This is a genomic window from Rhodopseudomonas parapalustris (assembly GCF_053772255.1).
Window position 1 is genome coordinate 22,994 of record NZ_JAMKBZ010000015.1, and the last position, 23,990, is coordinate 46,983.

The 23,990-nt window shown below is 65.0% G+C and carries 22 protein-coding genes; 11 read left to right on the top strand and 11 right to left on the bottom strand.

Annotated elements, in window-relative coordinates; genetic code table 11:
• Nucleotides 1-109: 109 nt before the first annotated feature.
• From M9H71_RS14555 to M9H71_RS14575, 5 genes are all read right to left on the bottom strand, one after another.
• A complete protein-coding gene (locus M9H71_RS14555) occupies nucleotides 110-601 on the bottom strand; it encodes a F0F1 ATP synthase subunit B family protein (RefSeq protein WP_455405683.1) in 492 nt (163 codons plus the stop codon).
• Between the two features lie 5 nt (nucleotides 602-606).
• Entirely contained in the window at nucleotides 607-1,164 is a 558-nt protein-coding gene (locus tag M9H71_RS14560; protein WP_455405684.1) for a F0F1 ATP synthase subunit B family protein, read from the bottom strand.
• Between the two features lie 57 nt (nucleotides 1,165-1,221).
• Nucleotides 1,222-1,449, bottom strand: a complete 228-nt coding sequence (locus M9H71_RS14565; RefSeq protein WP_009796340.1) for a F0F1 ATP synthase subunit C — start codon at nucleotides 1,447-1,449, stop codon at nucleotides 1,222-1,224.
• A gap of 48 nt (nucleotides 1,450-1,497) precedes the next feature.
• Nucleotides 1,498-2,244: a F0F1 ATP synthase subunit A gene (locus M9H71_RS14570; protein ID WP_455405685.1), complete on the bottom strand. Its 747-nt coding sequence runs from the start codon at nucleotides 2,242-2,244 to the stop codon at nucleotides 1,498-1,500.
• Between the two features lie 70 nt (nucleotides 2,245-2,314).
• Nucleotides 2,315-2,701, bottom strand: a complete 387-nt coding sequence (locus M9H71_RS14575; protein WP_455405686.1) for an AtpZ/AtpI family protein — start codon at nucleotides 2,699-2,701, stop codon at nucleotides 2,315-2,317.
• 302 nt (nucleotides 2,702-3,003) lie between these two features.
• Between M9H71_RS14575 and M9H71_RS14580 the strand changes: the two genes are divergently transcribed.
• The 3 genes from M9H71_RS14580 to M9H71_RS14590 are packed head-to-tail and all read left to right on the top strand — an operon-like array spanning nucleotide 3,004 to nucleotide 4,759.
• Nucleotides 3,004-3,639, top strand: a complete 636-nt coding sequence (locus tag M9H71_RS14580; RefSeq protein ID WP_455405687.1) for a DsbA family protein — start codon at nucleotides 3,004-3,006, stop codon at nucleotides 3,637-3,639.
• Between the two features lie 33 nt (nucleotides 3,640-3,672).
• Complete coding sequence (locus tag M9H71_RS14585) at nucleotides 3,673-4,263, top strand: hypothetical protein (RefSeq protein ID WP_455405688.1); 591 nt, start codon at nucleotides 3,673-3,675, stop codon at nucleotides 4,261-4,263.
• A gap of 22 nt (nucleotides 4,264-4,285) precedes the next feature.
• Nucleotides 4,286-4,759 carry a secondary thiamine-phosphate synthase enzyme YjbQ gene (locus M9H71_RS14590; RefSeq protein ID WP_455405689.1) on the top strand — a complete coding sequence of 158 codons (474 nt, stop codon included), beginning with the start codon at nucleotides 4,286-4,288 and terminating at the stop codon, nucleotides 4,757-4,759.
• A 192-nt stretch (nucleotides 4,760-4,951) separates the two neighbouring features.
• Here the strand turns inward: M9H71_RS14590 and M9H71_RS14595 are convergent, their stop codons facing one another.
• On the bottom strand, nucleotides 4,952-6,616 hold the full coding sequence (locus tag M9H71_RS14595) for an MFS transporter (protein ID WP_455405690.1): 1,665 nt from the start codon (nucleotides 6,614-6,616) through the stop codon (nucleotides 4,952-4,954).
• A 321-nt stretch (nucleotides 6,617-6,937) separates the two neighbouring features.
• On the opposite strand from M9H71_RS14595, the gene M9H71_RS14600 reads away from it, so the two are divergent.
• The gene (locus M9H71_RS14600) at nucleotides 6,938-7,615 is read left to right on the top strand and encodes a response regulator transcription factor (protein WP_455405691.1); all 678 of its coding nucleotides are present in this window, start codon (nucleotides 6,938-6,940) and stop codon (nucleotides 7,613-7,615) included.
• Between the two features lie 173 nt (nucleotides 7,616-7,788).
• On the opposite strand, the gene M9H71_RS14605 is transcribed toward M9H71_RS14600, so the two are convergent.
• The 5 genes from M9H71_RS14605 to M9H71_RS14625 all read right to left on the bottom strand — a co-directional run bounded on the left by M9H71_RS14605 (nucleotide 7,789) and on the right by M9H71_RS14625 (nucleotide 17,267).
• The gene (locus M9H71_RS14605) at nucleotides 7,789-11,295 is read right to left on the bottom strand and encodes a hybrid sensor histidine kinase/response regulator (RefSeq protein WP_455405692.1); all 3,507 of its coding nucleotides are present in this window, start codon (nucleotides 11,293-11,295) and stop codon (nucleotides 7,789-7,791) included.
• Nucleotides 11,296-11,479: 184 nt separating this feature from the next.
• Nucleotides 11,480-12,709 carry a 5-aminolevulinate synthase gene (hemA, locus tag M9H71_RS14610; RefSeq protein WP_455405693.1) on the bottom strand — a complete coding sequence of 410 codons (1,230 nt, stop codon included), beginning with the start codon at nucleotides 12,707-12,709 and terminating at the stop codon, nucleotides 11,480-11,482.
• A 222-nt stretch (nucleotides 12,710-12,931) separates the two neighbouring features.
• A complete protein-coding gene (locus tag M9H71_RS14615; protein WP_455405694.1) occupies nucleotides 12,932-13,993 on the bottom strand; it encodes an MBL fold metallo-hydrolase in 1,062 nt (353 codons plus the stop codon).
• Nucleotides 13,994-14,181: 188 nt separating this feature from the next.
• Nucleotides 14,182-16,320: a methyl-accepting chemotaxis protein gene (locus tag M9H71_RS14620; protein ID WP_455405695.1), complete on the bottom strand. Its 2,139-nt coding sequence runs from the start codon at nucleotides 16,318-16,320 to the stop codon at nucleotides 14,182-14,184.
• A 215-nt stretch (nucleotides 16,321-16,535) separates the two neighbouring features.
• Entirely contained in the window at nucleotides 16,536-17,267 is a 732-nt protein-coding gene (locus tag M9H71_RS14625; RefSeq protein WP_455405696.1) for an outer membrane protein, read from the bottom strand.
• A 576-nt stretch (nucleotides 17,268-17,843) separates the two neighbouring features.
• On the opposite strand from M9H71_RS14625, the gene M9H71_RS14630 reads away from it, so the two are divergent.
• The 7 genes from M9H71_RS14630 to M9H71_RS14660 all read left to right on the top strand — a co-directional run bounded on the left by M9H71_RS14630 (nucleotide 17,844) and on the right by M9H71_RS14660 (nucleotide 23,791).
• Nucleotides 17,844-18,593 (top strand): metal ABC transporter ATP-binding protein, encoded by a 750-nt coding sequence (locus M9H71_RS14630; RefSeq protein WP_455405697.1) that lies wholly within the window; start codon nucleotides 17,844-17,846, stop codon nucleotides 18,591-18,593.
• Between the two features lie 7 nt (nucleotides 18,594-18,600).
• On the top strand, nucleotides 18,601-19,470 hold the full coding sequence (locus M9H71_RS14635) for a metal ABC transporter permease (RefSeq protein ID WP_455405774.1): 870 nt from the start codon (nucleotides 18,601-18,603) through the stop codon (nucleotides 19,468-19,470).
• A gap of 5 nt (nucleotides 19,471-19,475) precedes the next feature.
• Entirely contained in the window at nucleotides 19,476-20,393 is a 918-nt protein-coding gene (locus M9H71_RS14640) for a metal ABC transporter substrate-binding protein (RefSeq protein ID WP_455405698.1), read from the top strand.
• 125 nt (nucleotides 20,394-20,518) lie between these two features.
• On the top strand, nucleotides 20,519-21,559 hold the full coding sequence (locus tag M9H71_RS14645) for a CobW family GTP-binding protein (protein WP_455405699.1): 1,041 nt from the start codon (nucleotides 20,519-20,521) through the stop codon (nucleotides 21,557-21,559).
• The gene (locus M9H71_RS14650) at nucleotides 21,556-22,575 is read left to right on the top strand and encodes a WD40 repeat domain-containing protein (RefSeq protein ID WP_455405700.1); all 1,020 of its coding nucleotides are present in this window, start codon (nucleotides 21,556-21,558) and stop codon (nucleotides 22,573-22,575) included. Before M9H71_RS14645 ends, M9H71_RS14650 begins: the two co-directional genes overlap by 4 nt.
• 33 nt (nucleotides 22,576-22,608) lie before the next feature.
• Nucleotides 22,609-23,331 (top strand): MgtC/SapB family protein, encoded by a 723-nt coding sequence (locus M9H71_RS14655; RefSeq protein ID WP_455405701.1) that lies wholly within the window; start codon nucleotides 22,609-22,611, stop codon nucleotides 23,329-23,331.
• Nucleotides 23,332-23,437: 106 nt separating this feature from the next.
• Nucleotides 23,438-23,791: a hypothetical protein gene (locus M9H71_RS14660; RefSeq protein WP_455405702.1), complete on the top strand. Its 354-nt coding sequence runs from the start codon at nucleotides 23,438-23,440 to the stop codon at nucleotides 23,789-23,791.
• The last annotated feature ends 199 nt before the right edge of the window (nucleotides 23,792-23,990 follow it).

Sequence of the window (23,990 nt, forward strand, 5' to 3'; positions counted from 1 at the left end):
CCGCAGTTCGATCGGATCAGCTGCGACGCCGATCGCATAACTACCGCGGAAAACAAAAAGGCCGGCGCGATTGCTCGCGCCGGCCTTTGATTGTTTGAGAGGCGTCAGCTCAGTTGAGCTTGCCGCGGACTTCCTGGATGCCCTTGCTGAGAAGGTCGTCGGCGAGGTTGCCCTTGACCGATTCCGACAGGATCCGCGAGGCCGCGGCGACCGCTGCCTCGGCTGCCGCCGCGCGAACGTCGGCAAGGGCCTGGGCTTCGGCGAGGGCGATCTTGCTCTCCGCGGTCTTGGTGCGGCGGGCGACGAAGTCTTCCAGCTTGGCCTTGGCTTCCGCCGCGATCCGTTCGGCATCGGCCTTGGCGCTCTCGACGATCGCCTGAGCTTCGCGTTCGGCCGAAGCGCGGCGCGCCCGATAGTCGGCGAGCAGCTTGGCAGCCTCGTCCTTCAGCTTACGCGCCTCGTCGAGTTCCGCCTTGATCCGATCGCGACGCTTGTCCAGCGCCTGCAGCACGGTGCGATGCACGCCCACATAGGCGAACACGCCCATCAGAATGACGAACGCAATCGCGACCCAAGTCTCTGCTTCTGCGAAGATTGCCATCAGCCTCAGCCCTTCAACGAAGCGTCGACTGCGCTATCCACCGCCTTGCCGTCCGGCGTGACGCCGGCAAGCTGCTGGACGATCGCCGAGGCGGCGTCCGACGCGATGTTGCGCACGTTACCCATCGCGGCGGTACGAGTCGCTGCGATGGTCTTCTCGGCGTCGGCGAGCTTCGCCGCCAGCCGTTCTTCCAGCGTCTTGCGCTCGGCTTCCGCCTGCGCGTTGAGCTTTTCGCGGGTCTCCGCGCCGATCGCCTGGGCCCGGGCGCGGGCATCGGCGAGTTCGGCCTCGTAGGCCTTCAGCGCGTCGTCCGCTTCGCCCTTCAGCTTCTGTGCCGCCGCCAGATCGCCGTCGACGGTCTTCTGCCGCTCTTCGATCACACCGCCGACGCGCGGCAGTGCGATCTTGGAAACGATCAGGTAGAGCGCAACGAATGCGATCGCCAGCGACACCAGTTGCGAGGCAAAGGTTTCCTGCTGGAAGGGCGGGAACGGCGCCTTGTGGCCTCCGTCCGCTTCCGTGTGGGCAGTGCTGCCCTTGGCGTCGCCATGACCTTGAGCCACGGGCTTCTCCTGTTCGGCCGGTCGCGACCCGCAAGGGTCAGGACCGGATTTTGGATCTTAGAGGGCGAACAGCAGCAGCAGCGCGATCAGCAGCGAGAAGATGCCGAGCGCTTCGGTCACCGCGAAGCCGAAAATCAGGTTGCCGAACTGGCCCTGAGCGGCCGAGGGATTGCGCACCGCAGCGGCGAGATAGTTGCCGAAGATGATGCCCACGCCAGCGCCGGCGCCGCCCATGCCAATGCAGGCAATACCAGCGCCAATGTACTTCGCGGCAATCGGATCCATGTAACGAACTCCTGTTGGGGTTGGGTGTAGACGTTTGCGAGTGGGTCTTTAGTGGCCCGGATGAATTGCATCGTTGAGATAGATGCAAGTCAGAATGGCGAACACATAAGCCTGCAGGAACGCGACCAGCAGCTCCAGCGCGGTCAGCGCAATGGTCAGGCCGAGCGGCAGCACGGCGCCGAACCAGCCGACGACGCCGAGTGCACCGAGCATCGCCACGAAGCTCGCGAACACCTTCAGCGCGATGTGGCCCGCCAGCATGTTGGCGAACAGACGCACCGAGTGCGAAACCGGCTTGAGGAAGAACGAGATCACTTCGATGAAGACGACCAGCGGCAGGATGTAGATCGGCACGCCGGAGGGAACGAACAGCTTGAAGAACTTCAGCCCGTTCTTGGCGAAGCCGTAGATCAACACCGTGAAGAACACCAGCAGGGCCAGCGCGACGGTGACGATCAGATGGCTCGACACCGTGAAGGTGTAGGGGATGATGCCGATCAGGTTCGACACTGCGATGAACATGAACAGCGAGAACACCAACGGGAAGAACTTCAGGCCTTCCTTGCCGGCCGTCGACCGGATCATGTTGGCGACAAATTCGTAGGACAGCTCGGCGATCGACTGGAACCGGCTCGGCACGAGCTGGCGGCCCGGCACCAGCATCAGGATCCCAATCAGGGCTACTGTGCCGAACATGTAGGCCGACGAATTGGTGAACGCGATTTCCTGCCCGCCAATGTGACCGATGGTGAAGAGCTTGGTGATCTGGAACTGATGGATCGGATCGGCGGCCATTCGTGTCTCGGTCTGTCAGTGGCGCGATCTTGCGCGGGAATCGAACGATCGGATGCGCTTCGGATCCCGTTCAGAGCCGCTCGGATTGCTTCGCCATCACACCCGCTGCCCTCATCACATTGATCACGCCGGCAATGAAGCCGACGATCGCAAATCCGATGAGGCCCCAGGGCGAGGTCGACAACAAGCGATCGAAACCCCAGCCGAGAGCCGCTCCGCCAAGAACGCCCGCGACCAGTTCCGAGGAAAGCCGAAAACCGAGTGCCATGGCCGAAGCTCTGGCAGGTCCGTCTTCACTTCCTGTTCCGGATTGGTCCGACTGGAGCTTCCGGCTTTCCCGAGAATGGGCCAGCCGTTGTTCCAGGCTTCCGAGCCTTGCGGAAAGCGCGGCCTCCTCGGGCGATCCGTCGCGCGGTTCATTCGATCGTCGGCTGCCGTCGTGCGTGTCGTCCGCCATGATGTGGAGACCCGAACTAGCTGCCGCTAACGATGAAATAACGCCCCGGAGACCCTTAAAAGCCGCGCGGACCATACTGACCACCTGTAGGCAAGTCAAGATTCGGTCGCAGCCCCTTACAGCGTTGTTTTGGCTGATTTTATTGATGATCTGCGAGTCGATGCGATAACTTGTCCGCAGTGCATTTGCGGCGCTGCGCTATGATCCGGCTTGCACGGTGCGAATGGCTCTGATCCGATGCGCCGGCTTCCAGCGATCCGTTCGCAACGGTTTGGGAGGAAGCTCTCGCCATCGGAGCCCGCATGTCGCGTCGGATAGACTATTACTTCTCGTTCCAATCGCCCTGGGCCTATATCGGCCACCAGTCGTTGCGGCGGCTGGCGGATACCTACGATTTGAAGCTCATCTACAAACCCGTGCTGTTGACCGGGCTGTTCTCCGAAACCGGCGGTATGCCGCTGGCGAAGCGGCATCCGGCACGGCAGCACTATCGGACGGTCGAGCTGCAGCGTTGGCGTGACAAGCGTGGCCTCGACTTCAAGTTGTGGCCGAAGCACTGGCCGTTCGACGCGCGGCTCGCCGATGGCGTGGTGATCGCCGCACTCGCCGCCGGGATCGACCCCGAGCCGTATGTGCAGCGCGCTTATGCCGCGGTGTGGGAGCGCGAACTCGATCTCGCCCAGCCGGCAGTGCTGGTCGAACTCGCCGATGCGGCTGGTCTGCCGGGCGAAAGACTGGTGACGCAGGCCAGCTCTGACGAGATTAGCGCCGCTTACGAGCAAAACCGGCTCGATGCGATCGCCGGCGACGTGTTCGGCTCGCCCGCTTACGTGCTCGACGGCGAAGTGTTCTGGGGTCAGGATCGGATCGAACTGATCGAGGACGCGTTGAAATCCGGTCGCGGGCCGTACCGGCCGGTCGACCGGGCCCCCATATAGGCGGGGTCTGGAATCGTAATGCGGAGCATCCCGATGAGCTTTGCACGCCTGGCCGTGGACCTCCCCGGCGGCGCCCGCCGCGCCCCCCGGGCGGCCGTACTGGCGTTCCTGGTCGCGGTCGGCGGCGCCGGTGGCGCGGTGGCCGAAACGCCGCTGCCGGACAGCGAGAATGGCCGCTACACCTTCACCCCGTCCGCCGACGGGGTGGTGCGGCTCGATACCCGCACCGGCAAGGTCTCGACCTGCACGGATAAAGGCAGCGGCTGGGCCTGCTATGCGATCGCCGACGAGCGCGCCGCATTCGATGCCGAGACCGGGCGGCTGCAGGCCGAGATCGATCGGCTGAAGCAGGAAGCCGATGCGCTGCGCGCCGCCAACGACAGCCTGAAAGCGCAGCTCGCCAGCGCCGGCCAGTCCGGCGGCAAGATCGACGAGGCCCTGCCGAAGAGCGATCGGCTGCCGCAGCCGCAGGTCACCGAAAAGGATGGCCAGCGCAAGCTGGAGATCCCGTTGCCCAGCGACCAGGACGTCAATCGGGTCATGAGCTTCCTCGAGCGGGCTTGGCGGCGCTTGGTCGAGACGGCCAATCGGCTGCAGAGGGACTTCAGCGGCGACAAGATCTGACCGTCGTGGAGCGAGATCGCCGATGAGTTCATCCCGCATTCTCGGTCGCGCGCCGCTGGCGCGCGCGGCCGTCACCAGCGTCGTGTCCTCGTCGCTGACCGTGCAGACCGGCGGCGCCGGGTTCACCGACATCAGCCGCGAGGTCGCGGCATTCATCACCGAGGCGCAGGCGCGCGACGGCGGCCTCACCGTGTTCGTCCGACATACGTCGGCATCGCTGACGATCCAGGAAAATGCCGACCCGACCGTGCTGGCCGATCTCGCCGCGGTGTTGAACCGGCTCGCGCCGGAAAACGCTGGCTGGCGCCACGACACCGAGGGGGCGGACGACATGCCGGCCCACGTCAAGACCATGCTGACGTCGGTGTCGCTGCAGATTCCGGTGCTGCAGGGCCGGCTCGCGCTCGGCACCTGGCAAGGTGTGTATCTGATTGAGCACCGCGCGCGGCCGCATCGCCGCGAGGCGGTGCTGCAGTTCATCGGCACGACGGAATGATCACACTGCTCGATGGCTTCGTCATTTCGAGCGAAGCAATCCGGTTCGGCGCACTGAGCCGGAATGCTTCGTCGCGTTGCTCGTCGCAATGACGGCGTGGTTGGTATCAATCTGTAAAAACAAAGCGGCCGCGGATTGCTCCGCGGCCGCTGCGATATGGGTGGTCCGGCGCGTGCGCCGGACCGCTGGTCATCAGGTCTTGCTGATGTCGACGTTCTTGGTCTCGGGCAGGAAAATCAGGCCGATCACCACCGTGATCGACGCGAACACGATCGGGTACCACAGGCCGGCGTAGATATCGCCGGTCGAGGCGACGATCGCGAATGCGGTCGCCGGCAGCAGGCCGCCGAACCAGCCGTTGCCGATGTGATAGGGCAACGACATCGAGGTGTAGCGGATCCGGGTCGGGAATAGTTCGACCAGCAGCGCCGCGATCGGCCCGTAGACCATGGTGACGAACAGCACCAGGACGAACAGCAGCCCGATCACCGCGGCGGTGTTCGGATTGAACACGTCGAACGGGTGCGCCATCTTGATGATCTCGGGGTTGCCGGCCTTCGGATAGCCGGCTTCGTGCACCGCTGCCAGCACCTGAGGATTCGAGGCCTTGGCGTCGGTGTACGGCACCTCCTTGTCGTTCACCATCACCTTGACGCCGGAGCCGGCGGGGCCGCTGACGGTGGAGTACTTCACCGAGGACTTCGACAGGAAGTCGCGAGCGGTGTCGCACGGCTTGGAGAAGACGCGGGTGCCGACCGGGTTGAACAGATCGCCGCAGCCGGCGGGATCGGCAACGACCTGCACCTTCACGGTCTCGATCGCCTTCTCCAGTGCCGGATTGGCGTAGGTCGTAATCATCCGGAAGATCGGGAAGAACGACAGCGCCGCGATCAGGCACCCGGTGAGGATGATCGGCTTGCGGCCGATCTTGTCCGACAGCCAACCGAACAAGATGAAGAAGCCGGTGCCGAGCAGCAGCGACCAGGCGATCAGCAGGTTCGAGGTGTAGCCGTCGACCTTCAGGATCGATTGCAGGAAGAACAGCGCGTAGAACTGGCCGGTGTACCAGACCACGCCCTGGCCCATCACCGCGCCGAGCAGTGCAATCAGCACGATCTTCGCGTTGCCCCAATTGGCGAACGCTTCGGTCAGGGGCGCCTTCGAGGTCTTGCCCTCTTCCTTCATCTGCTTGAACACCGGCGACTCGTTGAGCCGGAGCCGGATCCAGACCGAAACGCCGAGCAGAGCGACCGACACCAGGAACGGCACGCGCCAGCCCCAATCGGCGAACGCCGCTTCGCCCACGATGGTGCGCGTGGCGAGGATCACCAGCAGTGACAGGAACAGGCCGAGGGTCGCGGTGGTCTGGATGAACGAGGTGTAGTAGCCGCGTTTGCCGGGCGGGGCGTGTTCGGCCACGTAGGTTGCGGCGCCGCCATATTCGCCGCCGAGCGCGAGGCCCTGCAGCAGGCGCAGCGTGATCAGGATGATCGGCGCGGCGATACCGATCGTCGCCGCGTTGGGCAGCAGGCCGACGATGAAGGTCGACAGGCCCATGATCAGGATGGTGACCAGAAAGGTGTATTTGCGGCCGACGATGTCGCCGATCCGGCCGAACACGATGGCGCCGAACGGGCGCACCAGGAAGCCGGCGGCGAAGGCGAGCAGCGCGAAGATGTCCCGGGTGGCCGGCGGATAGGCGCTAAAGAACTGCGCACCGATGATCGCGGCGAGCGATCCGTACAGATAGAAATCGTACCATTCGAAAACGGTACCGAGCGAAGAAGCGAGAATGACGAACCGCTCGTCGCGGGTCATTCCGCCCGATCGCCTGCTCGTCGCGGCGAGTGTAGCCATCAGCGTTTGCCTCCCTGAGGTTGTTTCGAGGGCTATGTTGTTGTTTTTATTGCGCACGCGCCGTGCATCATGGCTCCGGCAAATCGTGCGACAGTGTACGGTAGCACCGCCGCTGCGTTGCGGCATTACGACTTTCGACGCCGAAAACGCGCATAGTTGCGCTTGCTCAATGTTTTCGGTCGCGTGTGAGGGCATGATGATACGGACGAGGCGGTCACGTCCGCCTTGCCAGCCGTCCATCTGAGGGCGACACTTGCAACCGGTTCGCTGCGGCGTGCCGGGAGAAGACGGTTCGGTTTCAGCTTGCGAGTAAGGGACATCATGAGCACCCCCGCCAGCACGCACTTGATCATTGCCGACGACCACCCGTTGTTTCGCGATGCGCTCCGTCTGGCGGTTGCCAGCGTCGTTTCGACCGCGAAGATCGGTGAGGTCGGATCTTTCGAAGACCTGACTGCGATGCTCGAGCGCGAGGGCGACGTCGACCTTGTGCTGCTCGACCTCAAAATGCCGGGGATCAGCGGCTTTTCCGGGCTGATCTATCTAAGGGCGCAGTATCCGGCGATCCCGGTGGTGGTGGTGTCCGCCAGCGACGACGTCGAAACCATTCGCCGCTCGCTGGATTTCGGCGCCTCGGGCTTCGTGCCGAAGCGGTTCGGCGTCGAGAAGCTCGGCGAGGCGATCCTGCGGGTGCTGGACGGCGACGTCTGGGTGCCGCCGGACGTCGACCTGTCGGCGGCCTCCGATCCGGAGACCTCCAAGCTGCGTGACCGGCTGGTGACGCTGACGCCGCAGCAGGTGCGGGTGCTGATGATGCTGTCCGAGGGGCTGCTCAACAAGCAGATCGCCTACGAACTCGGTGTGTCGGAGGCGACCATCAAGGCGCACGTCTCGGCGATCCTGCAGAAGCTCGGGGTCGAGAGCCGCACCCAGGCGGTGATCGCCGCGGCGAAGATCTCCGGCAACCAGTGGCGCCAGGAAGAGCCGATCGCGTCGTAAGGCGCCGCTTCCGCATAAACGAATTTCTGCGTTGTGGCCGGGCTTGTCCCGGCCATCCGCGTTTTTGGGGGGCTCCTCAAGGACGTAGGTGGCCGCGACAAGCGTGGGCACCTCGGGGGTGACGTGATCTGCTCTCGGGCCGAGCTGGGGCTTCCCTGAAGCGGGGGCCGCCGTTACTCCGCCGCCACTGATTGCTGGGCGTGCCACTGACTGAGCAGAGCTCGCAGCGAGGCGGCCTTCACCGGCTTGTTCAGCACCGCGATTTCCTCCTGCCGTGCCGAGGCCCGCACGCCGGGGCTGCGGTCAGCGGTGATCAGGATCGCCGGAATGCTCTGGCCGAAGCGCTGACGGATCTCGCGGATCGCCGCGATGCCGTTGCCGCGGTCGAGGTGGTAGTCGACCAGAAGGCCGGTGACGCGCTGGTCGCTGCTCTCGATCGCGCGGATCGCGGCCTCCGGATCGGCGACCGCGATCACCTTGGCGTCCCAGGTGGTCAGCAGCGTCTTCATGCCGTCGAGGATCGCCGGATCGTTCTCGATGCAGACCACGAGGATGCCGCTCATCGAGGCGCGTGACAGCGGCGTCGCGCTGGTCACCGCCGCGGTGTGGTTGACGACTTCGGCGACCGGCACCGTCACCGAGAAGCACGAGCCGCCGCCGCGGTTGGAGTCCAGCGCGATGCCGTGGTTGAGCACCCGCGCCAGCCGCTCGACGATCGACAGGCCGAGGCCGAGACCGCGGGCGATCCGGGCGCCCTGTTCGAGCCGGTGGAATTCCTTGAAGATCTCGCCGCGCTTGAGGATCGGCACGCCGACGCCGGTGTCGTAGATGCCGATTCTCAGCGATTGGCCCTGCCGCCGGCAGCCGACCAGCACCTGGCCCTGCGGGGTGTATTTGATGGCGTTGGAGATCAGGTTCTGCAGCAGCCGCCGCAGCATCAGCCGGTCAGACTGCACCGGCAGCGAGCACGGCACGAAGGTCAGCTCCAGCCCCTTGGCGCGCGCCGTCGGGGCGAATTCGATTTCCAGTGATCGCATCAGATCGCCGATCACGAAGCTGGAGATCGACGGCGTCATCGCGCCGGCGTCGAGCCGCGAGATGTCGAGCAGCGCGCCGATGATTTCTTCGATCGCCTGCAGCGACTCGTCGATGTTGTCGACCAGCCGCGAGTCTTCGCCGCCGGCCTGGCGTTCGACCAGGCTGGTGGCATAGAGCCGCGCCGCATTGAGCGGCTGCAGAATGTCGTGGCTGGCCGCGGCGAGAAAGCGGGTCTTGGAGATGTTGGCTTCTTCGGCGGTGCTCTTGGCCAAAGCGAGCTGCGAATTCAGTCGGGTCAGCTCCTCGGTGCGTTCACGCACCCGGCGCTCCAGCGTGGCGTTGGCGCGCTCCAGCGCTTCGGCGGCTTCGAAGCTCGGTGTGACGTCGGAGAACGTGATCACCAGTCCGCCGTCCGGCATCCGGTTGGCCCGGACCTCGACCACCAGATGGCGGTCCGGAAACCGTTCGATGAACGGCTCGCCCTCGGTGGTGTAGGCCGCCATCCGCATCTGGGTGTGGGCCTCGGCGTCGGTCGGGGCGATGCCGTTGCTGGCGAGGAATTCCAGGATCTCGATCAGCGGAATGCCGATCTGAATGATGTGCGGCGGCAGCCCCAAAATCTCGCCGAACTGCCGGTTCGAGCAGATCAGTTGCAGTTCGGGATTGAACACCGCGATGCCCTGGCGGACGTGGTTCAGCGCGGTTTGCAGGATCTCGCGGTTGAAATGCAGGGCCGCGTGGGAGTCGTCGAGCAGCTTCAGCGCGGCTTCCGCCGACACCGTGCGCTTGCGCAGCAGCAGCGACAGCACCAGTCGCGACGAGGCCGCGCCGATCGATGAGGCGATCAGATGTTCGGCGTGTTTCAGCAGCTCGAAATCCGCCGGTGCGGCGGGGTCGAGTGTGATGCGCCGGCCGGCGGCGAAGTTGCGGAACGAGTCCCGGGCGCGGTCCGGACCGAGATATTGCGACACCGCCCCGACGATGTCCTGCACCGTGACGGTGGTGCGCCAGCGCCGGAACGCGGGGGTCATCGGCGTCAGCGTGTCGGGCACGAACACTTCGGCCTGAAGCCGCTCGATCGACGACGGCTGCCGCAGCAGCGACAGCACGAGATAGGCGAGGAGATTGAGCGACAGGCTCCACAGCACGCCGTGCAGCAGCGGCGGCAGATCGGAGCCGAACAGCGCCTGCGGTCGCAGCGCCTCGATGCCCCACGGCCCGTGCTGCAACAGCAGCAGCCCGGCGGTCGAGCTCTCCATGAAGCTCGGGATGAACAGCGTGTAGGCCCACACCGCGAACCCGACCAAGAGGCCGCCGATCGCGCCCCGCGCGGTGGCGCGGCGCCAGATCAGGCCGCCGAAGAACGACGGTGCGAACTGGGCGATCGCGGCGAACGACAATAGGCCGATCGCGGCGAGCTGAGTGTTACCGAGTGCGCGGTAGTACAGATAGGCGAGGATCAGGATTCCGAAGATCGCCAGCCGCCGCACCGTCAGCAGGAAGCTGCCGAAATTACGCTGTTCGTCGGAACGCGGCGCGCCGTGACGCTTCAGCACCAGCGGCATCACCAGATCGTTCGACACCATCACGGCCAGCGCGACGCATTCGACGATCACCATCGCGGTCGCGGCCGACAGCCCGCCGATGAACACCGCGACGCTGAGCATCGGGGCGTTGGCCTCGATCGGCAGCGCCAGCACGTACATGTCGCTGTCGACCTTGCCGAACGGGAATTTGACCAGGCCGGCCAGCGCGATCGGGATCACGAACAGGTTGATCGTCACCAGGTACAGCGGAAACAGCCAGCGGGCGCGGCCGACCTCGGCCTCGTTGGAATTCTCCACCACGCTGACGTGGAATTGCCGGGGGAGCATCATGAAGGCGCAGAACGACAGTGCCGTCATGGTCAGGAAATTGGCCGGCGATGCCGAGTCGAGGGCCCGGACCGCTTCCGGCATCTGCATCGCCCGCTCGATCAGAGCCGACGGACTGAACAGCCAGAAGGTGACGAAGATGCCGGCTGCCAGGAACGCCACCAGCTTGACGATCGACTCGGTCGCGACCGCCAGCATCAGGCCGTGCTGGTGCTCGGTGGCGCTGGCCTGGCGGGTGCCGAACAGAACAGTGAACACCGCCATCGCCATCGCGACGATCAGCGCGATGTCGCCGACGATCGGAATGTCGGCGATGTTGTGGTCGTCGCCGAGGATGGTCTGGAGCGACGACGACACCGCCTTCAATTGCAGCGCGATATAGGGCACCGAGCCGATGATGGCGATGATCGCCACAGTGGCGGCGACCTTCTGGCTCTTGCCGTAGCGGGCGGCGATGAAGTCGGCGATCGAGGTGATGTTCTGCGATTTCGCCAGCCGGATGACGCGGCGCAGCAGCGGCGTCGCCACCATGATCATCAGCACCGGGCCGACATAGATCGCCAGAAAGTCGAAGCTGGAGCGGCTGGCGAAGCCGACCGACCCGAAGAACGTCCAGGAGGTGCAGTAGATCGCCAGCGACAGCGGATAGATCAGCCCGCCGGCGCGTTCGCGCTGGCCTTGGGACAGCCGGTCGCCCCAGCTCGCGACGCAGAACAGAAACCCGATATAGGCGAGAGCGGCTGCGATCACGCCCCAATCGTGCAGCATCGCGGTCGTGCTCCCTCGCGCCAGGCGGCAGGCGATTGATCGATCGCCCGTACCCAGCCGGATGCGGCCTTGCAGGACGTGATCGCCAGTCTACCAAAATCGAAGGGGCGCCTGCGACAGGGATTTTCCCGGCCGCGGGCGCCCCCGCTGAATAGTCGTTACCGTATCGCGCGCGCGGTGCGGATCACTCCGCGGCGATCGCCTTCGCGCCGAGCGGCAGGCCGAGCTCGTTCCAGACCTGCACCAAAGATTCGGCCAGCGCGTCGATCAGCTTGTCGTCGTGATACGGCGACGGCGTGATCCGCAGCCGCTCCAGGCCGCGGGCGACGGTCGGATAGTTGATCGGCTGGATGTAGATGCCGTGCTGCTCGAGCAGCAGATCGGACGCCTTCTTGCACTTCTCGGCATCGCCGACGAACACCGGCACGATGTGGGTGTCGGTCGGCATCACCGGAATGCCGGCGTTGTTCAGCACCGCCTTGACACGGGCGGCGCGGTCCTGATGCCGCTCACGCTCCCAGGTCGAGGCGCGCAGGTGCTTGATCGCGGCGGTCGCGGCGGCGCAGATCGGCGGCGGCAGCGAGGTGGTGAAGATGAAGCCCGGCGCGTAGGAGCGCACCGCGTCGATCACCTCGGCCTTGCCGGCGATGTAGCCGCCGAGGCAGCCGAACGCCTTGGCGAGGGTCGCCTCGATGATGTCGATCCGCGCCATCACGCCGTCACGCTCGGCGACGCCGGCACCGTGAGCACCGTACATGCCGACTGCGTGCACTTCGTCGCAATAGGTCATCGCATTGTACTTCTCGGCGAGATCGCAGATCTTCGCCAGTGGCGCGGTGTCGCCATCCATTGAGTACAGGCTTTCGAATGCGATCAGCTTCGGCCGGTCCGGTCCGGCTGCGATCAGCAGTTCTTCGAGGTGCGCCGTGTCGTTGTGGCGCCACACCACGCGCTCGCAACCCGATTGGCGAATGCCTTCGATCATCGAATTGTGGTTGAGCGCGTCCGACAGGATCAGGCAGTTCGGGATCAGCTTGCCGAGGGTCGACAGGCCGGTCTGGTTGGAGACGTAGCCCGAGGTGAACAGCAGTGCCGCTTCCTTGCCGTGCAGCGAAGCGATTTCCTGTTCGAGCTGCACCAGCGGATGATGCGTGCCGGCGATGTTGCGGGTGCCGCCGGCGCCGGTGCCGATCCGCGTTGCGGTCTCGACCATCGCGCCGACCACTTTCGGGTGCTGGCCCATGCCCAAGTAATCGTTCGAGCACCAGATCACGACATCGCGAGGTCCGGAAGCGGAGTGCCAAGTGGCGTGCGGGAACCTGCCGGCGAGTCGCTCGAGATCGGCGAACACGCGGTAACGACGCTCCTCGTGCAGGCGGTTGAGAGCGTCTTGAAAGAACTGGTTGTACTGCATCGCGATGACCTGTTGGGGAGGCGGATCGAACGACGGAACGCCGTGGGCGGCGAAACTATTAGAACTCTTCCATCACCGAAGTCGAGGCGCAATTCGACGATCGAGCTGCGCCGGTTCCGATCCATATCACCGCTCTCGCAGGTGATTGCTTGATGAAGATCAATGCCATTGCGAGGGGCTGTCCCGGCTTGTCCGGGAACACGCGGACAGCGAGTCCAAAAGTTAAGTCGGCGTAAATCGCAGAATGCCGTCGGTGTTCGGTGCGATCTGCAATCTGTTCTGTGCAAGCATGTAGTTGACGTGTGCGATCAGCTCGCCGACTGCGAAGCCGGTCTGATGTGCGTCGAGCACATGTTTGTGAAACACCACCGGGACCAGCTCCGCCGAGCTCATCGGCGCGTCGCGGCAGGCATCGGCGATCATGCCGCAGCGCTCCTCGTGATGATCGGATAGCTGTTTGATGCGGGTTTTGACACCGTGAAACGGCAAGCCGTGCCCGGGCAGCACCAGCGCATCGTCGGGCAAAAGCGCATCGAGCTCCGTGAGCGAGGCGAGGTAGGAGCCGAGCGCGTCTTCGTCCGGCTCGTGGGCCCAGACGCTGACGTTCGGCGAGATCTTGCTGAGTACCTGATCGGCGGAGAGGAACAGTTTCTCCGCGGCGCAGTAAAGCATCACCTGGTCGGGCGAGTGGCCGGCGCCGGTGATAATACGAAACGACCGCTCGCCGATCCGAATCTCCTGCCCCTTGGCGAGGCGGCGGTACGCCGCGGGCAGCGGTACTGTCTTCTTCAAATAGTCCTGGCCGCGGCCGACCAATTGCTCGATCACATTTTCGTCAATGCCGTGGCGGCGGAAGAACGCGCGGTTGTTGACCAGCCGCTCGTCGGTCCGCCTGTTCTGGTGATACACGCCATGCAGATACTCGATCTGCGACATGTAGAACGGGCAGCCGAACCGCTGCACGATCCAGCCCGCCATGCCGACGTGGTCCGGATGCGCGTGGGTGACGATCACCCGGCTGATTGCAAAGCCCGCGAGCGCACCGTCGAACAGCGTTTCCCAAGCCGCGATGGTGGCGTCGTTGCCGAAGCCGGTGTCGACCATCGTCCATCCGTCGCCGTCGGCGAGCAGGTAGATGTTCACATGGTTGAGCCTGAACGGCAGCTTGAGCCGCAGCCACAATACCCCCGGCGCGACTTCGACCGCCTGATCCGGCCCTGGGTGGCTGTCGTACAGATAATGGAGTTCGTCGTGCGATGTGGTGGCGTCGGTCTTCTTATTCATTCGGCGCAGGCTCCCTGACCCGGCTTAGCGGGAGCGGAGCGGAGGCGCCAGCCGAAAAACCGCTGGGGCGGCTGCAGCCACCACAGGGCTGAGCCCTGCCGCGCCAAAGCGCGTCGGCGGCAGCGCCTGGACGCAAAAAAGGCCGGCGGCGCGTGCGCCACCGGCCGTTCGATCCTCCGCCCCGCCGGTCAGGCGGCCCGGATATTGGTCAGGAACGCGTCGATCTCTTCGCGGAGCAGCGCCGCTTCCTGGCGCAGCGATCCCGAGGCGTTGAGTACCTCGGCGGCCGCAGAGCCGGCCTGAGAGGCCGCGGCGCTGACGCCGACGATATTGCTGGAGACCTCGCTGGTGCCGCCGGCGGCGTGCTGGATGTTGCGGGCGATCTCGCGGGTCGCCGCGCCCTGTTGCTCGACCGCGGCGGTGATGGCGGTGGTCACCTCGTTGATCGAGGTGATGGTCTGGCCGATGTTGCGGATCGCGCCGACCGCGGTGCTCGTCACCCCTTGCATCGCGGCGATCTGGGCCCGGATTTCCTCGGTCGCCTTCGCGGTCTGGCTGGCGAGGTCCTTGACCTCGGCCGCCACCACCGCAAAGCCGCGTCCGGCGTCGCCGGCGCGCGCCGCTTCGATCGTGGCGTTCAGGGCGAGCAGGTTGGTCTGCGACGCGATGCTCTGGATCAGGTCGATCACCGCGCTGATCCGCTCGGCGTTGTCGGCGAGCCCCTGCATTGTCGTGTCGGTCTCGCCGGCTTCGCGCACCGCGCGGGTGGCGATCTCCGCCGACGTGGTGACCTGACGGCTGATCTCGGCGATCGAGGAGGCGAGCTGCTCGGTGCCGGTCGCGACCGTCTGGACGTTGACCGAGGTCTCTTCGGCCGCCGAGGCGACGGTGGTGACCAGCGCGCTCGACTGCTCCGATGTGGTCGCCATCGCGTCCGCGGTTTCCTGCATCTGGTCGGCGGAGGATTGCAGCTTCTCCATCGCGCTGCGCACGGTCGCTTCGAACTCGGCGATTCGCGCCTCGATTCGCTGGGTCCGCTCGGCCTTGGAGGCGCGATCCTTGTCCTGCTCCTCGCTCAAGGCCCGCGCCCGGATCATGCTGTCGCGGAACACTTCGAGCGTTTCGGCCATCACGGCGATTTCGTCGCGGCGGCTGCCGCGATCGATCGCGGTCTCGAGATCGCCGGCCGACAGGCTCTGCATCGACTTCTGCAGGCCGCCGATCCGGCGCAGGATGCTGCGGCCGACATACAGCCAGACGAACAGCGCGGAGCCGATCAAGGTGAGCGCGCCGAGCGCGACCATGACCTGGGTCGCCAGCGTGATTTGTGACTGTGCCTGCGACGTTCCGACCGAGGTTTCGTTGCGAACGGTGTCGACGAGCTGCTTGACGCTGATGCCGAGGCCGACATTGAGCTTGCGGGTTTCGTCGAGCAGCAGATCGCGATAGTCGCGGGCGTCCAGTTCGAGCTGCCGCAGCTTGAAGGCGCCGGTCTTGCCGTCGCCGATGGCCATCAGCTTCTGCGCGGCGGCCTTGATCTCGGTCGTGGTCTGGTTGTCGGGAAGGCCGTCCAGATTGGTGTTCACGACCTGCCGGGCTTCCTTGAAGCTGGCTTCCACCGGCTCCAGATCGTCAGAGCTTGAGGCCGACAGCGCGGCCATCAGATCGGAGGCGATCAGATTGCTCAAGGCGATCACGTTGCCGAGCTGTTCGATTCGCCGGCCGGCGTTGGTGGCGTCGTCTTGCGACAGGTTGGCCGATCCAAGCAGCGCGTTCATCTGGGTTTGAGCGTCGAGCATCGCCGGATTGGCGACGGCAATGAAGGCGTCGTGCGACTGACGCAGCTCGGCATAGAGCTTGGCGTGTTGCGTACTCAGATCGAGCCGCTCCTTAGCGGCGGAGCCGAGGCTGCGGATGGTGTCGGCGATGTTCTTCAGCGTCTCGTTGAGCGCCGACACGACGGCTTTGTCGCCGCCGTAAGTGGTGATGTCGGCGAGCTTCTGAAGCGCCACCTGCTGCGCCGCCTTCATACGAGCCGAACGCTCGCGGAGTTGCGCCTCGGTCTGCGAGTCGAGCAGGATCGGTGCCTGACTGGCGAGGCTTTCGCTCTCGGTGGCGAGTTGCAGGCTGGCGGCCAGCTTGGGAATGTCGCGGCCGCTCAGCTCCGACATCGTCCTGCCGAGCTCGTGCAGGCTCATGCCTGCCCAGGCACTGATCACGATCGCCATGCCGGCAATCACAGCGAATGCGGCGAACAGGCTGCCACGAATTCCGAGTTGCGGACAACGAAGCCGCGGACGTCGGAATTTCGGGAATTTCCCAGACATATTTCCCCCACCTGGCACGATTCAACGTGGCGTCGGTCTCGGCGACGCCTGGCGGGAGTATCAGGTTAGGGAGTTAATATTCTTCACGTAACTTCACGAGGATCGGTCGCAATTTGAGCGATCGGTTCGGCGTTGGTCGACATGGTTTCACAAATGAAAAAGGGCCGGCGCGAGGCCGGCCCTTTCCTGCTTCCAAGAGAGGAAGCGATCAGGTCTTAGTACTTGGCGACGACCGGACCGCCCCAGTTGAAGCGGTAGTTCAGGCCGGCCTTGACCACGTGCTCGTCGTTCTTGACGGTGTAGCCCGGGGCGAGGGTGACGTTGCCGAAGTCGTAGTACTGGTACTCGATCTTGCCCGACCAGTTCGGAGCGAACAGGTATTCGAGACCGCCACCGACGGTGTAACCATCGGTCTTGCTGTCGATCGCAATGCCAGTCGTTACGCCAGTATTGCTGGTGAACACATAGCTGCTCGAATAGTCGGCATAAGCCCAACCGCCCTTGACGTAGAGCAGCGCCGGACCCCAGGTGTAGCCGAGGCGGCCGGTGACCGAGGCCAGACCACGCTGGTTGTCGGCATAGGTATAGGTGCCAGCGATATTGTTGTAAGTGTCATTCCACTGAACCGAGCTGTTGGTGCCGCTCAGCCAGGAGTACTGGCCTTCAACACCGAGCACCCAGTTCGGAGCGAACTGCCAGTCGTAACCGGCCTGCACACCGCCGAGGAACTTGCCGTCGTTGCCGGCGGTGACGCCGGTGCCGATGCTGTTGTCGCCCGAGAAGGCGCCACCGATGTGACCACCGATGTAGAAGCCGGTCCAGTTGTAGATCGGGGCCGGGGCGTAGGCCGGAGCCTTGGTGTACGGACGGGCAGCGAGGTCGGCGGCGAGGGCCGGGGCCGCGCCGAGGGCGACCAGGGCCACGGTGCCGAGCAGAATCTTCTTCATGATGTTGTCTCCAGACTTTGTCAGACGCACCGTTCGTCGGCGCCATCTGCTGCATGGCTTAGCGGGATTTTACGCAAAATGCTGTCACCGGGAGGCCACACTCCCTTCGGAACTAAGCTCATGAGACCGCACAATTTTTTATGGCTAATGGAACCTTAATCGAGTCTAAATTCCGCCTTAATTTGGAACTCGGCGCGCCGTCGCATTAGGCGGTGAAAAGTCCGCTCTGCTCAAACTTTCGGCGGCTGCTGGATCCCCGTTTAACGCCTTGATTTATGACGGTTATGTACGGTCCGGCACGCTTGCTTCCATCCGCCAGAATGATGTTATGATGTAACGAGAGCGCGGTCTGTGGCTGGCGATGGGATTGGGCGTGAGCGAGTTTTCCTCTTCATCTTCTCACCCGAGAAGCGCCGCGCACCATGTGCATCTGCATGTCCACGGCGCCGAATCGCCGCACCCCCCGCAGCCAGCGCCCTGGTCGATCCTGAGAATGGGGCTGGCCAGCCGGGTCGCGGCGGCTTCCGCGGCCAGCGCCGTGCTGTGGGCGCTGGTGTTGCTGGCAATGAGGTGACGATGACCGCGCAGCTCACCTTCCAGAACGTCACGCTGGGCTACGATCGCCACCCCGCGGTACATCACCTCTCCGGTTGTGTTGAAGCCGGCACTCTGCTGGCTGTGGTCGGCCCCAATGGCGCCGGCAAATCGACCCTGTTCCGCGGCATCGTCGGGATTCTGAAGCCTTTGGCCGGATCGATCGACCGCGACGGCATCGATGTCCATGACATCGCCTATCTGCCGCAGAGCGCCGAGATCGACCGGACGTTTCCGATCTCGGTGTTTGATTTCGTCGGCACCGGACTGTGGCGCGCGACCGGTGCGTTCGGCAGCCTCGGCCGGCAGGCCAAGCAGCGGATCTCCGGCGCGCTGGCCGCGGTCGGGCTGTCCGGCTTCGAGAATCGCAACATCGGCACGCTGTCGGGTGGCCAGATGCAACGCATGCTGTTTGCGCGCGTGCTGCTGCAGGATGCACGGGTGATCGTGCTCGACGAGCCGTTCAATGCTGTGGATGCCCGGACGACGGCGGATCTGGTGCATCTGGTGCAGCATTGGCACGAGGAGGGGCGAACCGTGATCGCCGCGCTGCACGACATGGAACTGGTGCATGCCAGTTTCCCAGAGACGCTGTTGCTCGCGCGGACTGCGGTGGCGTGGGGGCCGACGGCCGAGGTGCTGACCCCCGATAACCAGACCGAAGCCCGGCGGATGTGCGAGGCCTTCGACGACGGCGCGCCGGCCTGCACCGCGGCTCCGCAGGCGGCCTGACACCATGATGCTGTATCAGGCGCTGATTGCGCCGTTCACCGAATTCGAATTCATGCGCCGGGCGCTCGCCGGTGTCGTCGCGCTGTCGCTTGGGGGCGCGCCGATCGGCGTGTTTCTGATGCTGCGGCGGATGAGCCTGGTCGGCGACGCGATGGCCCACGCCATCCTGCCCGGCGCGGCGATCGGCTTCCTGCTGTCGGGACTCAACCTGTTCGCGATGACGTTCGGCGGCCTGATCGCCGGCTTCGCGGTGGCGATTCTGGCCGGACTGGTGTCGCGCGTCACCGAGCTGAAGGAAGACGCCTCGCTGGCGGCGTTCTACCTGGTGTCGCTGGCGCTCGGCGTCACCATCGTGTCGATGCGCGGCACCAATATCGACCTGCTGCATGTGCTGTTCGGCAACATCCTGGCGATGGACGATCGCACCCTGCTGGTGATCGCCTTCAATGCGACGCTGACACTGCTGGCGCTCGCGGTGATCTGGCGGCCGCTGGTGATCGAATGCGTCGATCCGTTGTTTCTGCGCACCGTGAGTCGCGCCGGCGCGCCGGCGCATCTGATCTTCATGGCGCTGGTGGTGATCAATCTGGTCAACGGCTTTCATGCGCTCGGCACGCTGCTCGCGGTCGGCTTGATGATCCTGCCGGCCGGTATCGCCAAATTCTGGGCCCGCGACATTTCCGGGATGATGCTGGTGGCGGTCGGCAGCGCAATGCTGTCGGGCTATTGCGGCCTGGTGCTGTCGTATCACGGCGGCCTGCCATCGGGCCCCGCGATCATTCTGGTCGCGGCGGTGATCTATCTGATTTCGCTGTTTTTCGGTCGGTCCGGCGGAGTGGTTCGCAAGCTGTTTCCCGGCCGTCACCTGGAGGCTTGAGGACGATGATCCGTTTGGGAATGGTGTTGATCGCGGCGCTGCTGATGGCGGGTCCGGCGCAGGCCGATGATCGTGTTCGCGTGGTCGCGAGCTTTTCGATTCTCGGTGATTTCGTCCGCAACGTCGGCGGCGATCGCGTCGAGGTCTCCACGCTGGTCGGGCCGAACGGCGACGCTCACGTCTACACGCCGTCTCCGGCCGACGCCAAGACTATCGCCGACGCCAGGCTGGTGGTGGTCAACGGCCTCGGTCTCGAAGGCTGGCTGCCGCGGTTGGTGCAGTCGTCGGGCGGCAAGGCGACCATCGTCACCGCGACCAAGGGCATCAAGGTGCGCGAGGCCGATGCCGATGATGATCACGGCCATCGCGGCGGCGATCATGCCCACGATCACGGCAAGACCGATCCGCACGCTTGGCAGTCCGTGCCCAACGCCAAGATCTACGTGGCCAACATTCGCGATGCACTGATCGCGGCCGATCCCGCCGGCGCCGCAACCTACCGCGCCAATGCCGAGGCCTATCTCGTCAAGCTCGACGCGCTCGACCGCGACGTCCGCGCCGCGGTTGCGTCGATCCCTGCTGCCCGCCGCAAGGTGATCTCGACCCATGAGGCGTTCGGCTATTTCGCAGACGCCTATGGTATCGCCTTCATTGCCCCGCAGGGCGTTTCGACCGAGTCCGAGGCGAGCGCCCGCGACGTCGCCAGCATCATCACTCAGATCCGCAAGGACAAAGTGCCGGCGGTGTTCCTGGAGAACATCAGCGACCCGCGGCTGATGCAGCGGATCAGCGCCGAGACCGGCGCCAAGATCGGCGGGACGCTGTATTCCGACAGCCTGACGCCCGAAAACGGCGACGCCCCCACTTACATTGATATGGTGAGGCACAATATAAAGACGCTGACCGGCGCGCTGAGCAGTTAGCGGCCCGGTCCCGCTGCGTCCGGCCGCCCGGCGAAACGCGCGGTCCCCGCCCTTTCCGGCCCCGACTTTCGAGACGCGCAGACCGTGTGTTTCAGGCCGGGGCTCCGTGCTGGAGCAAGTACCCGATGTCCTCTGTCGCTGCCTCGAAAATTCCCGTCACCGTGCTCACCGGCTATCTCGGCGCCGGCAAGACGACGTTGCTGAACCGCATCCTGTCGGAAAACCACGGCAAGAAATATGCGGTGATCGTCAACGAGTTCGGCGAGATCGGCATCGACAATGACCTGATCATCGGCGCGGACGAAGAAGTGTTCGAGATGAACAACGGCTGCGTCTGCTGCACGGTGCGCGGCGACCTGGTGCGGATTCTCGCCGGGCTGATGAAGCGCAAGGGCAAGTTCGACGCGATCATCGTCGAGACCACCGGACTGGCTGATCCGGCGCCTGTCGCGCAGACCTTCTTCGTCGACGAAGACGTGCAGAACGCCGCGCGGCTCGACGCGGTGGTGACCGTCGCCGACGCCAAATGGCTGAGCGAGCGGCTGAAGGACGCGCCGGAAGCCAAGAACCAGATCGCGTTCGCCGACGTCATCGTGCTGAACAAGACCGATCTTGTCTCTCCGGCCGAACTCGCCGAAGTCGAAGCGCGGATCCGCGCCATCAACCCTTACGCCAAGCTGCATCGGACCGAGCGTTGTCAGGTCGCGCTCGCCGACGTGCTGGAGCGCGGCGCGTTCGATCTCGACCGGATTCTGGAGATCGAGCCGGCCTTCCTCGAGGCCGACGAACATGATCATCATCACGATCACGACCATCACCACGGTCACGATCATCATCATGGTCATGGGCTGAAGCACTATCACGACGAGGACATGCAATCGCTGTCGCTCAAGAGCGACAAGCCGCTCGATCCGGCCAAGTTCATGCCCTGGCTGCAGCAATTGGTGCAGACCGAAGGCGGTAAGATCCTGCGTTCCAAGGGCATTCTCGCCTTCAGAGGCGACGATGATCGTTATGTGTTCCAGGGCGTTCACATGATGCTGGAAGGTGATCACCAGCGGCCTTGGAAGGACGATGAGCCGCGCGAAAGCCGCGTCGTGTTCATCGGTCGCGATCTGCCCGAACAGGCGATCCGCGACGGCTTCGCCAAGTGCATCGCGTCATGAGCGGCTTCGAGGCGCCCGGCGAGGCCGGGTCGATCGCGTCGGTCACCGACCGGGTGAAGCCGGTCACGATCGAAGGCGGCGCTGGTGCGGTTCACTTCCTCGGCGATACCGCGGTGTTCATCGGCACCGAAGAAAACGCGACGCTGGTCGCCGCCGATGGCACGACTTCGACCGTCCCGCTGCACGGCGGCGGCATTCTCAATGCGGTGTGCGACGGCAAGCGCATCGTCACCGGCGGTGACGACGGCAAGGTGATGCTGCTGGACGCATCGGGCAAGGCCGAGACCATCACCACCGATGCCAAGCGGCGCTGGATCGACAACGTCGCGCTGCATCCGGACGGCGCGGTGGCGTGGTCGGCCGGCAAGATCGCCTATGTCCGCGCGCCCAAGGGCGAAGACAAGTTTTTCGAAGTGCCCTCGACCGTCGGCGGCCTCGCTTTCGCGCCGAAGGGGCTGCGGCTGGCGATTGCGCATTACAACGGCGTGACGCTGTGGTTTCCGAACATGGCCGGCAACGCTGAATTCCTCGAATGGGCCGGCTCGCATCTCGGCGTGATGTTCAGCCCGGACAACCGCTTCCTGGTCACCGCGATGCACGAGCCGGCGCTGCATGGTTGGCGCCTGGCGGATTCCAAGCACATGCGGATGACCGGCTATCCCGGCCGGGTGCGGTCGATGGCCTGGACGGTCGGCGGCAAGGGGCTCGCCACCTCCGGGGCCGATACCGTGATCATCTGGCCGTTCGCCAGCAAGGACGGGCCGATGGGCAAGCAGCCGGCGATGCTGGCGCCGCTCGGGGCGCGCGTCAGCGCGGTCGCCTGCCATCCGAAGAACGACATCCTCGCTGCCGGCTACAATGACGGCACCGTGCTGCTGGTGCGGATGAACGACGGTGCCGAAATCCTCGCCCGTCGCAACGGCACCCCGCCGATCGCGGCACTCGGCTGGAATCCCGGCGGCACGCTGCTGGCGTTCGCCGACGAGGATGGTGCGGGCGGCATTCTTCCGCTGTAAGAGAAAGCCGTCTCCGAAAGCAGGCGGCTTCCGATGCGCTTCCTCACCACCTTCCAGACAGCGGACTTCTTCGACACGCTGGTCAGCCTCACCGTCGCGTTCGTGCTCGGGATGCTGATCGGCGCGGAGCGGCAATATCGGACCCGTGCGGCGGGACTGCGCACCAACGTGCTGGTGGCGGTCGGCGCTGCCGCCTTCGTCGATCTGGCGATGCATCTGGCCGGTGCCGACGGCGCCGTTCGGGTGATCGCCTATGTGGTCTCCGGCATCGGTTTTCTCGGCGCCGGCGTGATCATGAAAGAGGGCATGAACGTCCGCGGCCTGAACACCGCCGCGACGTTGTGGAGCTCGGCCGCGGTCGGCTGCTGCGCCGGCGGCGACATGGCGGCGCAAGCGACTGCGCTGACGGTGTTCGTGATCGCCGGCAACACGCTGCTCCGGCCGCTGGTGAATGCCATCGACCGTATCCCCTTCGACGAGCGTACCTCGGAGGCGACCTATGCGGTCCGCCTGACCGCCGGGAGCGCTGCTGCCGGCCGGCTGCGCGAGCACCTCGAAGAACGCCTGGAACAGGCCGACTATCCGGTCGCGGAGGTCGAGGTGGAAGCTGCCGAACGAGCCGACGACAAGGTCGAGATCGTCGCCACCCTGGTCTCGACCGCTGTCGAGCCGAGCGAGCTGGACGCGGTGGTCGCCGAGCTGGGCAAGGAACCGGGCGTAGATTACGCCTCCTGGGAAACCAGCACTAAAGATTGATTCACCTTGTCGGCAATTGCGACCGTTCTGGAACCCGGTGCGACACCGGAACCCGGAACGATGCCCGCGCGCGCCCGTTGGTCCGGCGAGCAAGGGGATGAGAAACATGACGGCGAACGACGACGACAAGGAGCGCGGCCTGAAGCGGGATCTGCTGCTGGCCTTCGCGCTGATCGCGGCGGGTGTGGTGCTGTCCGGCCTGTCGCTGACGCAGATCGACAGCCGAACCGGCCGCGTCCACTTCGCCCAGGCGACGCCGCAGCCGCCGACCTCGACGCCCGGCGCGGAAAGCAAGCCGACGGCCCCGGACGATCCGAAGCCGACCGGCGCGCGCCCGCACGATATTCCGCCGCAGCCGGCGCGCCCTGATCAGGACGCGATCCAGTCCGGCGCCAAGCCGGCGCTGCCGCCGGCGCCGCCGGAGAAGATCGGCGAGCCGATCAAGCCGAAGGGTGGCTAACCGCCGCCACCAAGAAACGGTCGACGATCACCTCACCGGGCTCGCATTTGCGGGCTCGGTTTTTTGGTGATCAGTGGTAGTCGGCGAAGGAGCCCCAAGCACAGCGCACCTCTCCCGCTTGCGGGAGAGGTCGGATCGGGTGGCGATCCGGGTGAGGGCACTCCTATCAACGAGTCGCTGAGTCAGTGCCCGCGTCGCC

What these genes read in the sequence shown, in the direction of transcription:
- M9H71_RS14555 (WP_455405683.1), bottom strand. Translation starts at nt 601, where the DNA reads ATGGCAATCTTCGCAGAAGCAGAGACTTGGGTCGCGATTGCGTTCGTC.
- M9H71_RS14585 (WP_455405688.1), top strand. Translation starts at nt 3,673, where the DNA reads ATGAGCTTTGCACGCCTGGCCGTGGACCTCCCCGGCGGCGCCCGCCGC.
- M9H71_RS14580 (WP_455405687.1), top strand. Translation starts at nt 3,004, where the DNA reads ATGTCGCGTCGGATAGACTATTACTTCTCGTTCCAATCGCCCTGGGCC.
- M9H71_RS14615 (WP_455405694.1), bottom strand. Translation starts at nt 13,993, where the DNA reads ATGAATAAGAAGACCGACGCCACCACATCGCACGACGAACTCCATTAT.
- M9H71_RS14625 (WP_455405696.1), bottom strand. Translation starts at nt 17,267, where the DNA reads ATGAAGAAGATTCTGCTCGGCACCGTGGCCCTGGTCGCCCTCGGCGCG.
- M9H71_RS14575 (WP_455405686.1), bottom strand. Translation starts at nt 2,701, where the DNA reads ATGGCGGACGACACGCACGACGGCAGCCGACGATCGAATGAACCGCGC.
- M9H71_RS14600 (WP_455405691.1), top strand. Translation starts at nt 6,938, where the DNA reads ATGAGCACCCCCGCCAGCACGCACTTGATCATTGCCGACGACCACCCG.
- hemA (WP_455405693.1), bottom strand. Translation starts at nt 12,709, where the DNA reads ATGCAGTACAACCAGTTCTTTCAAGACGCTCTCAACCGCCTGCACGAG.
- M9H71_RS14645 (WP_455405699.1), top strand. Translation starts at nt 20,519, where the DNA reads ATGTCCTCTGTCGCTGCCTCGAAAATTCCCGTCACCGTGCTCACCGGC.
- M9H71_RS14630 (WP_455405697.1), top strand. Translation starts at nt 17,844, where the DNA reads ATGACCGCGCAGCTCACCTTCCAGAACGTCACGCTGGGCTACGATCGC.
- M9H71_RS14590 (WP_455405689.1), top strand. Translation starts at nt 4,286, where the DNA reads ATGAGTTCATCCCGCATTCTCGGTCGCGCGCCGCTGGCGCGCGCGGCC.
- M9H71_RS14595 (WP_455405690.1), bottom strand. Translation starts at nt 6,616, where the DNA reads ATGGCTACACTCGCCGCGACGAGCAGGCGATCGGGCGGAATGACCCGC.
- M9H71_RS14620 (WP_455405695.1), bottom strand. Translation starts at nt 16,320, where the DNA reads ATGTCTGGGAAATTCCCGAAATTCCGACGTCCGCGGCTTCGTTGTCCG.
- M9H71_RS14570 (WP_455405685.1), bottom strand. Translation starts at nt 2,244, where the DNA reads ATGGCCGCCGATCCGATCCATCAGTTCCAGATCACCAAGCTCTTCACC.
- M9H71_RS14640 (WP_455405698.1), top strand. Translation starts at nt 19,476, where the DNA reads ATGATCCGTTTGGGAATGGTGTTGATCGCGGCGCTGCTGATGGCGGGT.
- M9H71_RS14655 (WP_455405701.1), top strand. Translation starts at nt 22,609, where the DNA reads ATGCGCTTCCTCACCACCTTCCAGACAGCGGACTTCTTCGACACGCTG.
- M9H71_RS14635 (WP_455405774.1), top strand. Translation starts at nt 18,601, where the DNA reads ATGCTGTATCAGGCGCTGATTGCGCCGTTCACCGAATTCGAATTCATG.
- M9H71_RS14565 (WP_009796340.1), bottom strand. Translation starts at nt 1,449, where the DNA reads ATGGATCCGATTGCCGCGAAGTACATTGGCGCTGGTATTGCCTGCATT.
- M9H71_RS14660 (WP_455405702.1), top strand. Translation starts at nt 23,438, where the DNA reads ATGACGGCGAACGACGACGACAAGGAGCGCGGCCTGAAGCGGGATCTG.
- M9H71_RS14605 (WP_455405692.1), bottom strand. Translation starts at nt 11,295, where the DNA reads ATGCTGCACGATTGGGGCGTGATCGCAGCCGCTCTCGCCTATATCGGG.
- M9H71_RS14650 (WP_455405700.1), top strand. Translation starts at nt 21,556, where the DNA reads ATGAGCGGCTTCGAGGCGCCCGGCGAGGCCGGGTCGATCGCGTCGGTC.